A 13,520-nucleotide genomic window follows, 5' to 3' on the forward strand; every position below is an offset into this window, starting at 1 on the left:
CGTTGTCCGATCCCATGCAGGCCCTGCAGCCCCTCTCCCAGGCCACGTCTCGGCGGATCGCGCCGCTCGGCCTCGGGATCCTCGGGCGGGCCGCCTTCGCCCTCGCGGCGCTCGTGGCGCTCGGGGTCTTCACGCTCCCGGCCCTCGCCAACGGGGCCCTGCGCCTGCGCGGCGACGTGACGGCGCGCGGCGATATCCTGACCCTCGGCGACCTCGTGGAGGGCGCGTCCGCCGAGGCGGGCCAGCGCCCCCTCTTCCGCGCCCCGGCGCTCGGCGCCACCGGGACGATCCAGGCGCGGCGCATCGTCGAGGCGGTCGCGGCGATCGGGCTCGGCTCCGTCGAGACGGGCGGGCGCGTGCAGATCGCCGTCCAGCGGGCCGTGCGCCGGGTCGGCGCGCCGGAGATCGAGGCGGCGGTCAAGCGCAGCCTCGAGAGCGCCTACGGCCTCGACCCGCGGGGCATCAGCATCCGGTTGGACGGGGAGGCCCCCGTTCTCCTGGCGCCCATCGATCTCAACGGCCAGGCCGCCGCCCTCGACGTCACCTACGATCCGCGCTCGCGCCGGATCAGCGGGCTGATCAGCCTGGGCGAGCGCCAAGCCTCCCTGCGGGTCTCCGGCCTCGTCGTCGAGATGCGGGAGATCGCCGTCCTGACCCGCACGGTGAACCGAAACGAGCCCGTCACCGCCGCCGACATCACTGTGGAGCGGCGCCCGCGCGAGGGTTCGCCGCCCGACGCGCAATCCGGCATCGCGGGCCTCGCCGGAGAGGTGGCCCAGCGCGCGCTCAATGCCGGCTCGGTTCTGCGCGTCGGCGATACCGCACCGCCCGAACTCGTCAACCGCGGAGAGGCCGTGAACATCGTGTACGACACGCCCGGCATCTCCCTCTCGATGCGGGGAACCGCGAGCGAGAGCGGGCGCCTCGGCGCCACCATCACGGTCGTCAACGGCGCCTCGAAGAAGGTCCTGCAGGCCACCGTGATCGGCCCGGGCCGCGTCTCCGTGGGGCCCACAGCGCCGCAGCGCCAAGCCAGCGCCGCCCTCGATGCCCCGAGCCGCTGAAGATCCGTCAGCGCCCTGCCCCTCAGCCCGAGTCCGCGTCCGATGATCGCCAGCCGCTTTTTCGCCCTCGCCGCCACCCTCGCCGCCGCCACGAGCCTCGGCGCCTGCAACACCGCCGACCGGCTCTCGCAGATCGGTGCGCAGCCGGCCCTCTCGGCCATCGCGGACCCGACCGCGCAGCCGGGCTATCGCCCGGTGCGGCTGCCGATGCCGGAGGTGCAGCCCGTCTCCTACGCGCCGAACTCTCTCTGGCGCACCGGCTCACGCGCCTTCTTCAAGGACCAGCGGGCCGCGCGCATCGGGGACCTCGTGACCGTGAAGGTGAACGTCACCGACAAGGCCAACCTCAACAACGAGACCAAGCGCTCGCGCTCGAACACCGAAGGGTTCGGCCTGCCGAACGCCTTCGGGCTCGAGAGCAATGCGGGGGTGAAGGCGGCCGGAATCGCGGCCGACAAGCTGCTCAACGCCACCTCGAACACGTCGAGCGACGGCGCGGGCTCGGTCCAGCGGGCCGAGCAGGTGACCACCAACGTGGCGGCGATCGTCACCCAGGTCCTGCCCAACGGAAATCTCGTGGTCGAGGGCAAGCAGGAGATCCGGGTGAATTTCGAGGTCCGCGAGCTGATCGTGGCGGGCGTGATCCGGCCCGAGGACATCGAGTCGGACAACACGATCGACTCGACCAAGATCGCGGAAGCCCGCATCGCCTATGGGGGCCGTGGCCAGATCACGGACGTGCAGCAACCTCGCTATGGGCAGCAGCTCGTCGACATCCTGCTGCCGTTCTGAGGAGCCTGGAAGCGGGCGCTCAGTGCTCGGTGCCGGGCCGGTTCTGGCGGGGCGTCCCGCCATGATTCTCGGTGAAGGCCGAGCGGCCCGGGTCGCCCTTCGCCTGCGCGACGCGGGCGCGCTGCCACATGGCGACGCCCGCGACAATGATCAGCGTCGCGAGCGCGAGCACGATGATCAGAATATTGTTGTCCATTCCAAGATCCTCATGAGAGGTATCCTTCTAAAATGGGCAGCGCGCGCTTAAGTTCCGGCGCGACGTTAGTTGCCGCAGCGCAAACCAAGCGCGGCGTTCAATATTGACGCCGGTTAAACTTGAGCATTACCGCAGTGCAGCATCCGGAAACTTGGCGGGATCGGATGCGGCGGTGACGTGCGGCCGGTTAATCGTCGCGATAGACCCGCTCGCGCCGCTCGTGGCGCTCCTGCGCCTCCAGCGAGAGCGTCGCGATCGGGCGGGCATCGAGGCGTTTCAGGGAGATCGGCTCGCCGGTCTCCTCGCAATAGCCGTAGGAGCCGTCCTCCAGCCGAGCGAGGGCCGCGTCGATCTTTCCGGTCAGCTTGCGCTGACGATCGCGGGCGCGCAGCTCGATCGCCCGATCGGTCTCGGACGAGGCCCGATCAGCGAGATCGGGGTGGTTCTCGTTCTCGCTCTGCAGGGCCACCAGGGTGTCCTGGGCCTCCCGCAGAATATCGTTCTTCCAACCGAGCAGCTTGCGCCTGAAATACTCGCGCTGCCGGTCGTTCATGAAGGGCTCTTCGTCGGTCGGAACGTAGCCGTCCTCGAGCACCACCTTCGCCATTCGTCGCCCTCACACTTCCCGTATGGCCGGTCTGCGGCGATAATTTTGTGCCGTATAGTCGAGGTCCGAGGTCGCGACAACGGACACTGATGCAGGAACGCGGATAAGCGTCCACATGCAGCATGACATGCGGCAAACACGCCACGGTGGTACGATCGAGAACACTCCACGCGTCATTCCGGCCTCGGCTTCCATTGGAGCAGCCGGCGCAGGCTCGCACCGATCGCGTCGGTCAATTGATGCGCGAGGGGGTGGCGATAATGGGTCTGGTCGAAGAATTGCGCCGAGTCGTGCAGCTCCGGCCGGTCGCGGCGCCAATCGAGCACGGCGCTTACCGGATGGGTGCCGAGCGCCGCCCGCACCGCGTCCTTGCAGGCCTCCTCGGCCGCCGCGCGCGGGGTCCCGGGCCGGGGCAGGCCGGGTGCGTAGACGGGCGGGAAGACGAGGAGCACCGGGGTCGCGGCCGGCACGCGGGCGAGGAGCGCGGCGAAGCGCTCCGCCGCCGGGAAGGGGCCGGCGCGCCCGGGATCGGGCGCATCGGGCGCCGGCTTGTCGCGGTCGGCGACGAGGCGGGGATCGTCGGCGTAGCCCTGGCGCAGGTAGTCGGGCTCGTAATCCCACCAGCCGTCGGCGCGCGCGTAGGCGCGGCGCCCGCGCAGGAGCCAGCCGATCCGCCCCGCCACCTCCTGCGCCACGGAGAAGCGCATCAGCCCGCGCAGATAGGCCGGCACGCTGTCGGAGAACAACCAGAACGGGAACGGTTTGGCGTTCGGGAGGGCCGGGTCGTCGGTGCACCAATAGGCGTCCGCCGCGACCACGAGGGCCGCCGGGTTGGGGTGATGGCGCAGGTACCAGTCGAGGAGGAGGAACTGCTCGCCCGGTCCCGTGGCGGGCACCGCGAGCTGCACGAACGGGACGCCGGTGCTGGCGCTGAGCCGGCCGGGCTCGATGAGCTGGATATGCGAGTTGCCGATGATCGCGCCGGTGAAGGCGGGGTCCCGCCCGCGGCTCGCGGCGGCCGTGCGGGGCCCCTGCGGGCGCACGCCCCCGGCCGAGAGCAGGCGCGAGCGTCCGCTGTCGTAGGGATCGACGAGCGCCGCGAGCGCGAGGTAGCCGGCCAGGAGCCCGGCGGCCGTCAGGGCGAAGCCGGCCGCGAAGCGGCGCCAGGTTCGGCTCTCTGCGAGGTCGAGGGGCTTCATCGCGTCAGAACTGGAAGTAGATGAACTCGTAGTTCGCATCGTCCCCGATCTTCAGGAGCACGATGACGAACAGCAGCGCGAAGGCGGCCGCGAGGCCACGATGGGGCGGCAGGCGGTGGACGGCTGCCCAGGCGCTCGGCCCCAGCATCGCCACGGCCGCGGCGATCAGGATGGTGCGCCACTTGAAGCCGCTGCCGATGGGTGCCAGGCCGAACAGGCCCTTGAACACCGCGAGCGCCGCCTCGAAGCTCGTCGCGCGAAACAGCACCCAGGTGATCACCACGAACAGGGCGGTGAGGAGCCATCCGAGGAGCGCCGGCATCCGCCCGCCGGCGCGGTGCCAGAGCACGCCCGCCCCGAGGCCGAGTCCGTGCAGGGCGCCCCAGGCCACGAAGGTGAGGCCGGCCCCGTGCCAGAGGCCGCCGAGGGTCATGGTGGCGAGGAGCGCGCCGAGCTGGATCCCGAGGCCGCGCCGGTTCCCCCCCATCCCGACATAGAGGTAGTCGCGCAGGAAGCGGGACAGGGTCATGTGCCAGCGCCGCCAGAAGTCGCGCAGCGAGGTCGCCCGGTAGGGCACATCGAAATTCTGCGGCAGCACGATGCCGAACAGGAGCGCGAGGCCGAGCGCCATGTCGGTATAGCCCGAGAAGTCGAAGTAGATCTGGAAGGTGAAGCCCAGCGTCGCCTGCCAGGCCTCGGCCAGGGTCACGACCTTGCCGGCGGCCGCCGCCTGGAACACCGGGTTGACGGAGCTCGCGAGGGGATCGCCGAGCAGGACCTTCTTGGCGAGCCCGACGCAGAGCAGCATCAGGCCCCGCCCGATCCGCTCCGCCGCGTCCCGGCGGGCGTAGGGGCGCTCGTCGAACTGGTGCATGATCTCGCTCCAGCGCACGAGCGGGCCGGCGAGAACCTGCGGGAAGAACCCGATATAGAGGGCGTACCGGACGAGGTCGTAGGCGGGCGCGCGGCCGGCCTTCAGGTCCGTCAGGTACATCACGTGGTGGAAGGTGAAGAACGAGATCCCCAGCGGCAGCACCCAATCGAGATGCGGGGCCGCGACGCCGGGGATCAGGTTGGCGAGATCGGCGAAGAAATTGAGGTACTTGAACAGCGCCAGGACGGCGAGGTTCAGGGCGATCGCCAGCGGGATCAGGACGGCGTTGCGGCTGCGCAGGAAGGCGCGGGCGACGAGCCAGTTCAGCCCGATCGAGGCGGCGAGAAGCGGCACGAAGCGCAGGTCCCACCAGCCGTAGAACACGAAGGACAGGAGGACGAGGATCGGCAGGCGCCAGCCCGGCCGGAAGCGCTCGGCCAGCGCGTGCAGGATCAGCGCGGCCGGCAGGAAGGCGAGGAGGAAGACGAAGGAATTGAACAGCATCGGCGCCGGTGGGACGGCGCGACGGTGAGGCTCCCCGGTCGCGCCACCGGGATTTGAGGCGCGCGCTTTGTCGGGGATCGCGGCTGAGCCGTCAACGTCCGGGCCGGCGGCGGCTCAGGCGCGGCGGCGGGTCTCGAGCTTGGCGAGCTCCACCGCCGCCCGCAGCTCGATATCGGCGATGAGCCCGTCGAGGCGCGGATCGCCGCTCGTCGCCGCCCGGTCCGAGAGGCGGCCGGCGACCGCCTGCAATTCGTGGGTCGGCACGCGCCCCGTGAGAAGCGCGGCCTTGAGCCGATCGAGCCCGTCGAGGAGATCGTGGCCGCGCCGCGCCGAGCGGCGGCGGCGCTCGCTCGGGGATTCGTTGTCGCCCTGGAGCGTCAGGACGGCGTCGAGCCCGGCAAGCGAGGTCGCGCCGGCGGGGGCGTGCGCGGAGGCCGCCTCGGGCGCGGCCCCGAGGGAGAAGCTGCGGCCCTCGTTCGTGCGCCGTCCAGAGGCGACGGATGCTGGCCCTTGGGCCGCAAAGTGGGTGTCGACGCGCATCAGGAAACCGATCGAGGGGGGCGGACAGGGGCCGCCGCGGCCCGATTGTCCGGTTCGCGTGGTTAAGCGTTCGTAAACAGCCGGGCAGAACCTGCCGGGTGGGCACCGAAGGCCCCTGCCCGACCGCTCCGCAGCCGAAGTGCGTGTTCACAAAAATCCATACAATACAATGGTTTGGCGAAACGATCCGGATGGCATGAAGCTGGCAGGGTGAGGCCGAGACCCGATCCCGATCGAAGCTCGGCATGACAACGCGAATCCCCGGCCTCCGCCTCGCCCACCTCCTCGCCATCGCGCTGGCGACGCTCGTCCTCGGCGGCGCGGCGCCGGCCTCGGCCCTGTCGCGGGTGAAGGACCTCGCCTCGATCGAGGGCGTGCGGCAGAACCAGCTCGTGGGCTACGGGATCGTGGTCGGCCTGAACGGCACCGGCGACACCCTCAACAACATCCCGTTCACCAAGCAGTCGCTCCAGGCCATGCTGGAGCGCCTCGGCGTCAACACGCGGGGCGCCACCATGCGGACCCAGAACCTCGCCGCCGTGATGGTGACGGCCAATCTCCCGCCCTTCTCGACGCAGGGCACCCGCATCGACGTGACGGTGTCCTCGCTCGGCGACGCGAAGTCGCTCCAGGGCGGCACCCTGCTGGTGACGCCGCTGCTGGGCGCCGACGGCGAGGTCTACGCCCTCGCGCAGGGCTCGGTCGCCATCGCGGGCTTCTCCGCCGAGGGCGACGCCGCCAAGGTCACCCGGGGCGTGCCCACCAACGCGCGCATCTCCAACGGCGCCAATGTCGAGCGCGAGATCGCGTTCAAGCTCAACGATGCGCGCAGCCTGCGCCTGTCCCTGCGCAACCCCGACTTCACCACCTCGAAGCGGATCGCCGCCGCCATCAACGATTTCATGGGCGGGGACACCGCCGAGCCGACGGATCCGGCGACCGTGACCCTCCAGATCCCGGCCCGCTATCACGGCAACATGATCCGCCTCGTCACCGAGGTGGAGCAGCTCAAGGTCGAGCCGGACCAGACCGCCAAGGTCGTGGTGGACGAGCGCTCCGGCATCATCGTGATGGGGCGCGACGTGCGAGTCTCGACGGTGGCGATCGCGCAGGGAAACCTCACGGTCACGATCACGGAGCAGCCGCAGGTGAGCCAGCCGAATCCGCTCTCGAACGGCCAGACCGTGGTGGTGCCGCGCACCGGCGTGAAGGTCGATACCGGCGACGGCAACAAGCTCGCCCTCGTCAAGGAGGGCGTGACCCTGCGCGAGCTCGTGGACGGGCTCAACGCCCTCGGGGTCGGCCCCCGCGACCTCATCTCCATCCTCCAGGCCATCAAGGCCGCGGGCGCCCTCCAGGCCGATATCGAGCTGATGTGATGCGCCCGTCCTCCCTCACCACGGTCTCAGCGAGGTAACCCCATGCTCCCACTCGCCACCTTCGCCGCCTCGGCGGCCCTGCAGGTCGGAAAGTCCATCGCCGGCAACATCGCGGCGAGCGTGACCAAGACGGCGGACGACACCACCAAGGCGGCCGACGCCAAGGCCCGCAAGGCCTCGACCGATTTCGAATCGATGTTCCTGGAGCAGAGCCTCGACCGCGTCGCGCAATCGGACGGCACCGAGGGGCCGCTGGGCGAGAACGGCACCGGCGGCGGCGTCTACCGCTCGATGCTGACCAAGGAATACGCGACCCAGGTGGTCAAGAGCGGCGGCGTCGGCATTGCCGATCAGGTCTACCGCGAGATGATGAAGATGCAGGAGGCCGCCCGTGCAGCCTAGACCCGACGCGAATCCGGTCCGCATCGCCGATCCCAAGGCGGCCGAGGCGCTCGTGGCCCACGTGATGTCGACCATGCAGGCGCTCTCGGAGATTCTTGCCGAGGAGAGCGGCCATGTCCGCGCCGGCCGCCTGCGCGAGGGCCTGTCGCAGGCGGAGCGCAAGAGCGCCCTGTCGGGCGCCTATCTCCAGGGGCTCGAATCCGCCAAGGCCAACGCGATCGCGCTGGCCCGCTTCGCGCCCCGGGGCGTCGAGGTGCTGAAGGCCGCCCATCAGCGCTTCATGATCGAGGTCGAGACCAACCAGGCGGTGCTCGCCACCGCGCGCAGCGTCTCGGAGGGCCTGATCAAGACCCTGGCGGAGGAAATCGGCCGTTCACGCTCGGCGACGGTGTACGGCGTGCCGTCGATCGCGCCCTCGCCCTATGGCCGCGGCGCGCGAAGCGGCCCCCTGGTCCTGTCCCGCAGCCTGTGAGGCCGGGTCACGGCCGCCCGTTGCCGATGCGCACGAAGGTGCGCACCGGTCCGAGCTCGGATTCCGAGCGGGTATCGATGGCGAAGCGGCCGGCCGCCGCGGGGGCTGCCGCCGCGCCGCCATGGCCGGCGCGCAGATCGATGCCGGCCCCGACCCGCCCCGAGAGCCGGATGCAGCTGCGGCTTCCCGGGATGCGAACGAACCCGCTGCCGAAGGCGGGACAGGGGCGCAGCGGCTCGGGCGCCGGCACCTTGGCGGGCTCGCGCGCCGTCGCCGGCGCGAGGCACCCCGCCAGCAGGCCGGCGACCAAACCGGCGCGCACTCGATTCGCCATCGTGTTCCGGCTCCGGCCCCGCTGATCCCCAGAGATAGGCGAACCCACCGGCACCGATCAAGCCGCGCCACGGGCGAGACCGAGGCGATGACCGCGTCACATCGGCGTCTCGCCCTGCGCGCCGCCATCGGCCGGCCTCGCGGCGGGCGCGGGCCGTGAGGCAGCCTCAGCTGAGGTAATTCACCAGCGACAGCTTCGAGAGCATCGACGTCACCTGATAGCTCGCCTGCAACTGGTTCTGGACGGCCAGGAGCTTGGCGGCGACTTCCTCGGTGGTGACGGATTCGACGCCGTCGACCGCCGATTGCAGGGTCGCCCGCGTCGACTTGTTCTGGGTCTGGGCGTTGCTCAAGGCGCTCGCGCCCAAGCTGAAATCGGCGGTGATCGATTCCAGCGCCCCGGTTGCGGGGAGCAGCGTCGTCGTCCTGGCGGCGACCGCCTTCCAGCGCGCCGCGGACGTGTCGGGCGTGGTCCCCACCGTGTTGACGGCCGCCGCCGCCAAGGATTTTAGCGCGTCCTTGATCGCGTCCTCATTCGCCCGTGCGCCGATCTCGACCGTGTACGTGGCGCCGATCCGGGCCGTCGTCGCGGCCCGCGGATCCGTGGTGGACGCCTCGCCCTTGTACCATTGGACCGTCGATTTCTGATTGCCGGGAAGCAACGCGTCGCTCGGGCTCAGCTGGCTGATGAAGACGGGATTGCCGACCGAATCCTTCCCGATCCGCTCCCCGCCATCGAAGAAGCGCGTCGTCGCGTCGGTGATCGATTTCGCCGCGAGCGTGGTGTTCGCCGCGTCCTTCAGCGCGCCCGTCACGGCGTTCGACAGGTTGGCCGCCGTCTCGGCCGCATTCGCCCCGATGGCGAAGCCCGCATGGGAGCCGGGCGTCACCTGCGATTGCGCGGTCAGCGTGAGGGTCGTGGTGCCCCCGCCTTTCAGCGACAGCGTGAAGGTCAGGCTGTCGCCGATCGCCGGTTGCGCCGAGAGGCCGATATTGTAGATGGTCGAGGGTGCGCTCGCCTGGGCGCTCACCGAGATGGCCGAGCCGGTCGCCGTCGGCGTCCCGGTGAACTGGAAACCGAAATCCTGGCGCGTGAGCGCGTTGGTCTCTTCCGCCACCGAGATCGTGGTGGCGTTGGGCGTCGTGACGGTCAGCCGGCCCGTCCCGCTCGGGCCGAGATCGGCGTCGAGCTGTTCCTGCACCAGGGTCTTCAGCCCGTCCGCCTTCGGGGTCGTCGTCCCGTTCAGCAGGACGTCGCCGGACACGACGGGGGGCGTCTCGAGGACGCGTCCGCCGAAGAGATATTGCCCGGCGGATTGCTGGTTCAGCGCATCGAGGGCGGAATCCAGGCTGCTGCTCGCCAGGAGCGCGTTGTTTTCGGCGGTGGCGCCGTTGTTCAGGGCGGTGTTGTCGATGCTCCGGCGCAGGGTGGTCGTGAGGCTGGTGAGCTGGGTGAGGCTCGCCGTAGCGAGCTTCACCCGGGTCTGCGCGCCCGTGATCGTCGCGTCGTAGCCGTCGAGGGCGCTCAGCGTCGCGTGGGCGCTCAGGCTCGTGGACCGGCCGGCACCGAGGCCGCCATAGGTTTCCGCGGCGCGGCCGGTGGAGAGCTGCGTCGAGAGCCCGTCGAGCCGGCTCTTCAGGTTGACGAGGTTCGTGGTCGTGCGATTGGTGACGAAGCTGCCTGCGGCGAAGGACGGGATGGTCGTCATGGCTGTCCTCAGATCCGCAGGAGGGTGTCGAGCATGTCGCGCGCCGCCGTCAGGACGCGGGCATTGGCCGTGTAGGCGGTCTGCAACTCGATGAGGCGCGACATCTCCTCATCGATATTGACGCCGGCACTCGTGGCGAAACGGCCCTGCGCGGTCGCCAGGGCCACGCTCTGCCCTTCGTCGAGGCTCTGCGCCGCCGTATAGGCCGCGCCCTGGCCGGCGATGATCTCCTGGGCAAAGCCCACGACGCTGGCGCTGTGGGGCGCATTGATCCCGTCGATACCGCTCGCGGCGGAGAAGGTCTGCTTCGCGCTCGTCAGGGTGTCGTAGATCCATTGCGGACGCTCACCCGTCGGCGAACTGGTCGACGCGGTGGCAACGAGCGACGTGCTGTCGTTCCTGATCAGCGTGTTGACCCCGATGCGCTGCGCCAGGCCCGTGCGCTGCGAGCCGCCATGGAAGGAGCCGGTGATGAGGGCGTTGCCCGCGCCGTCGGTGAAGAGCGGGATCTGCGGATTGGCGCCGGTGAGGTCGGCGGCGCTCGCGGGCTGCGTGATCCTCGCGGCGGCGCCCTGCACCACGATCGAGCCGGAGCCCGCGATGGTGAGCGTGCTGCCGCTCGCATTGGCCGAGAGCGCGGGGGACGCCGCCTTCAGCGCGGCATCGATGGCGCTGGCGAATTGGGCCGCGCTCGGCGCGGTCGCGGGCGGTATCGCGGCCGGGATCTGGAAGGCCTGCGTCAGCGCGTTCGAGTCGGTGGTCTGGCTCGCCGCGATCCCGGCGGTGACGGTCTTCGGGTCGGACGCCGCGACCAGGATCACGTTGCGGGTCTGGCCGGTCGCCGTCGTGATCGGGATCGTGAGCGTGTTGCCCGGCTTGATCTTCGCGATCGCGCTGAGATCGAGATCGAAGCCGGTGCCCGAGGCGTTCTTCGTGCCCGCCGTGGTGGTGTCGGTCAGCGATTGCGAGAGACCGGCCGCGAGATCGTCGACCTGGCGCTGCGCCTGCGGCAGGATCTTGTCGCGCAGCTCCAGCTCGGCCGCGATCGTGCCGGAGCGGAGCGCGCCCGCCGCGGCGAGATCGAGGGTCCCCCCGCCCGGCAACGTCGCCGTGAGGGTGCCGACGCTGCGCTTCGACGGATCGGAGGAATAGGCGGATTCGGCGCTGAGCGTCCCGCGCCCGTCGAAGCTGAGGCTGGCGGCCGAGCCGCGATCCACCAGCGTCACGCCGGAATTGGTGATCACCGAGACGGTGCCGTCGTTCTGGTTGACGGTCTTGATGTCGAGATAGGAGGAGAGCTGCGTGAGCTGCTGGTCGCGCTGGTCGAGGATGCTCGCGCGGGCCGACGCATCCGAGGTGCTCGACGCCTTCAGGTTCAGGTTCGCGATCGACGCCAGGAGGCCGTTCGCGTCCGATGTCTCGGTGGAGAGCCGGCCCTCGACGCCGCTGCGCAGGTCCTGGATGCTGCTGGCGATGCTGCCGATCTGCTGCGTGAGGATCGTGGCGGCGTTCACGACCGTGGCCCGGGCCGAGGCCACCGTCGGGTTCGAGGCCAAGCCCTGCAGGGCCGCCGTGAAGGCGTTCAAATTGGCATCGAGCGCCGTCGAATCGCCAGGCGTGCCGTAGAGCTTGTCGATCTGGGCGAGGATGTTGGCCTTCGTCGAGGTATAGGCGGCGCCCGAGGTTTCGAGGCGCAGCTGCTTGAGCGCCGCATCGTCGAAGGTGCGGTTGATCGTCCCGATCGCGACGCCCGAATTCCCGACGCCGTCGGAGACCGTCGTGACCGTCCGCTTGACGTAGCCGGCCGTGCCGGCATTCGCCACGTTCTGCGAGACGATGCCGATCGCCGTCTGCATCGCCTGCAGGCCGGCCGTCGCGGTGCTCAGGGCATTGATCGACATGGTCTTCCTCCCGGAGCCCGGACCTCAAACAGGCGGGCTGCCGTCAGCGGATGACGTTGAGCAGATCGGACATCATCTGCTGCGCGGTCGACATGACGCGCGTATTCGCAGAGTAAGCCTGCTGGGTTACGATCATCTTAGAGAATTCGCCGGCAATGTCGGTGTTCGACGATTCGACGTTGCTGCCGACGAGCTTGGCCCCGTTGAGCCCCGCGATCGGTACGCCCGAATCCAGCGTCTGGTCGTAATTGCCGCCCGATTGCGGGCTGAGGCCGTCCGGATTCATGAAGTGGACGATGCCGACGCTCGCCACGGGAATCGTCGATCCGTTCGAGAACGACCCGACGATCTTGCCGTCCGCCGTCACCGAGACGCTGTTGAGGGTGCCGGCGGCGTAGCCGTTCTGCGTCAGCGTGTTCGTGGTCACGGAGCCGGCCGAGCTGGCGTACTGGGTCAGCGCGTTCGCCCCGATATTGATCGTCACGTCGCCGACCGCGGCGCCGTCGACGGTGACGGCCGGGATCTTGATGGCCGACGAGCCGTCGGCTCCCAAAGTCGCGACGGCCGTGTTGGTCGGGGGCACGAACTTGCCCGAGCCGTCGAAGCTGAAGGCGGCCCCGGCATTGATCCAGTCGGAATCCTTGGCCGCCGACGAGGCGCTCGAGGCGTAGTAGAGGTTCCAGACCGCGTCCTTGGGCGGCGTGACGCTCGCGTCCTGCACCTTCGCCCAGCGGGTCGAGAGCGACACGGGCGCGCCGCTCGCGGTGTAGGCGGTGACGGCCGGCCCCGCGATGCTCTTGTCGAGCAGCGCCTGCGAATCCGCGGCCTTGACGGTGATCGGCGTCGCCGCGGGCGTCGCGGCCGAATCGGTGACGATGGAGGCGGCGACCGCGTAGGGGGTGGAATCTCCCCCCTGCGACGCCACCGTGATCGGGACCTTGGGCAGGTTGGCGCCGTAGGAAATCGAGGTGGTCTGCTTCGCCGGCAGGGTCGCGTTGTTGATCTTGATCGGGCCGGACGACACGACCTGGCCGGATTCCGGATCGAGGTTGTCGCCGAGCAGGTAGGCGCCGGCCCCGTTCGCCAGATAGCCGTTCTTGTCGAGGGTGAAGTCGCCGCGCCGGGTGTAGAGGGTGTTGCCCGAGAAGCTCGCCTGCCCGTTGGCGTCGCCCGACTTCTCCTGGACGGTGAAGAAGCCCTGGCCGTTGATCGCCATGTTGGTGGGCACGCTCGTCTGGGTGATCGGCCCCTGCAGCGAATTGGTGAGCTGCGCCTGCGACATCACGGTGCCGGCGACCTCGTGCTTGGGCGTCTGCTCGGCGATCAGGTCGACGAAGCTCGTATCGATGCGCTTGTAGCCCGTCGTCTGCGAGTTCGCGATGTTTCCCGAGATGTTGCCGATGGCGTAGGATTGCGCCTTGAGTCCGGTGACGGCCGTCTGCAGCGCGGTGAAGATGTCCATGATGGGGTCCGGCCTCATAAACCGTGGGCGCCGCCCGATCGGCAGCCTCCCTCTGGCTCCGGCTCCGCAACCGACATGCCAGAGCT

At 69.8% G+C, this 13,520-nt stretch carries 14 protein-coding genes; 5 read left to right on the forward strand and 9 right to left on the reverse strand.

The features are described 5' to 3' along the window. Window positions 1-14: 14 nt before the first annotated feature. Both flgA and flgH read left to right on the forward strand, forming a co-directional pair. Window positions 15-1,064, forward strand: coding sequence for a flagellar basal body P-ring formation chaperone FlgA (gene flgA / locus F6X53_RS12955; RefSeq protein ID WP_151000510.1), 1,050 nt, complete (start codon window positions 15-17; stop codon window positions 1,062-1,064). A gap of 42 nt (window positions 1,065-1,106) precedes the next feature. Further along, window positions 1,107-1,856 carry a flagellar basal body L-ring protein FlgH gene (flgH, locus tag F6X53_RS12960; RefSeq protein WP_151000440.1) on the forward strand — a complete coding sequence of 250 codons (750 nt, stop codon included), beginning with the start codon at window positions 1,107-1,109 and terminating at the stop codon, window positions 1,854-1,856. A gap of 19 nt (window positions 1,857-1,875) precedes the next feature. On the opposite strand, the gene F6X53_RS32370 is transcribed toward flgH, so the two are convergent. From F6X53_RS32370 to F6X53_RS12980, 5 genes are all read right to left on the reverse strand, one after another. After that, complete coding sequence (locus F6X53_RS32370; RefSeq protein WP_191970821.1) at window positions 1,876-2,052, reverse strand: hypothetical protein; 177 nt, start codon at window positions 2,050-2,052, stop codon at window positions 1,876-1,878. A 187-nt stretch (window positions 2,053-2,239) separates the two neighbouring features. Next, a complete protein-coding gene (gene dksA, locus F6X53_RS12965) occupies window positions 2,240-2,659 on the reverse strand; it encodes an RNA polymerase-binding protein DksA (protein ID WP_151000441.1) in 420 nt (139 codons plus the stop codon). Between the two features lie 173 nt (window positions 2,660-2,832). Then, entirely contained in the window at window positions 2,833-3,858 is a 1,026-nt protein-coding gene (locus F6X53_RS12970) for a hypothetical protein (RefSeq protein WP_191970822.1), read from the reverse strand. A 4-nt stretch (window positions 3,859-3,862) separates the two neighbouring features. After that, entirely contained in the window at window positions 3,863-5,236 is a 1,374-nt protein-coding gene (locus tag F6X53_RS12975) for an MBOAT family O-acyltransferase (protein WP_151000443.1), read from the reverse strand. 114 nt (window positions 5,237-5,350) lie between these two features. Continuing rightward, on the reverse strand, window positions 5,351-5,776 hold the full coding sequence (locus F6X53_RS12980) for a flagellar assembly protein FliX (protein WP_151000444.1): 426 nt from the start codon (window positions 5,774-5,776) through the stop codon (window positions 5,351-5,353). Window positions 5,777-6,021: 245 nt separating this feature from the next. On the opposite strand from F6X53_RS12980, the gene F6X53_RS12985 reads away from it, so the two are divergent. Genes F6X53_RS12985 through F6X53_RS12995 form a run of 3 tightly spaced genes read left to right on the forward strand, consistent with a single transcriptional unit; the run spans window position 6,022 to window position 8,029 of the window. Beyond that, window positions 6,022-7,155: a flagellar basal body P-ring protein FlgI gene (locus F6X53_RS12985; protein ID WP_151000445.1), complete on the forward strand. Its 1,134-nt coding sequence runs from the start codon at window positions 6,022-6,024 to the stop codon at window positions 7,153-7,155. 42 nt (window positions 7,156-7,197) lie between these two features. Beyond that, complete coding sequence (locus F6X53_RS12990; protein WP_151000446.1) at window positions 7,198-7,557, forward strand: rod-binding protein; 360 nt, start codon at window positions 7,198-7,200, stop codon at window positions 7,555-7,557. After that, window positions 7,547-8,029 carry a hypothetical protein gene (locus F6X53_RS12995; RefSeq protein ID WP_151000447.1) on the forward strand — a complete coding sequence of 161 codons (483 nt, stop codon included), beginning with the start codon at window positions 7,547-7,549 and terminating at the stop codon, window positions 8,027-8,029. Before F6X53_RS12990 ends, F6X53_RS12995 begins: the two co-directional genes overlap by 11 nt. A gap of 7 nt (window positions 8,030-8,036) precedes the next feature. On the opposite strand, the gene F6X53_RS13000 is transcribed toward F6X53_RS12995, so the two are convergent. The 4 genes from F6X53_RS13000 to F6X53_RS13015 form a co-directional block, all read right to left on the reverse strand. Beyond that, window positions 8,037-8,363 carry a porin gene (locus F6X53_RS13000; RefSeq protein ID WP_151000448.1) on the reverse strand — a complete coding sequence of 109 codons (327 nt, stop codon included), beginning with the start codon at window positions 8,361-8,363 and terminating at the stop codon, window positions 8,037-8,039. Between the two features lie 166 nt (window positions 8,364-8,529). Further along, the gene (locus F6X53_RS13005; protein WP_151000449.1) at window positions 8,530-10,071 is read right to left on the reverse strand and encodes a flagellin; all 1,542 of its coding nucleotides are present in this window, start codon (window positions 10,069-10,071) and stop codon (window positions 8,530-8,532) included. An 8-nt stretch (window positions 10,072-10,079) separates the two neighbouring features. After that, window positions 10,080-11,972, reverse strand: coding sequence for a flagellar hook-associated protein FlgK (flgK, locus tag F6X53_RS13010; protein WP_151000450.1), 1,893 nt, complete (start codon window positions 11,970-11,972; stop codon window positions 10,080-10,082). A gap of 43 nt (window positions 11,973-12,015) precedes the next feature. Beyond that, entirely contained in the window at window positions 12,016-13,434 is a 1,419-nt protein-coding gene (locus F6X53_RS13015; RefSeq protein ID WP_151000451.1) for a flagellar hook protein FlgE, read from the reverse strand. Window positions 13,435-13,520: the final 86 nt, after the last annotated feature.

The organism is Methylobacterium soli (assembly GCF_008806385.1).
GTDB lineage: Bacteria > Pseudomonadota > Alphaproteobacteria > Rhizobiales > Beijerinckiaceae > Methylobacterium > Methylobacterium soli.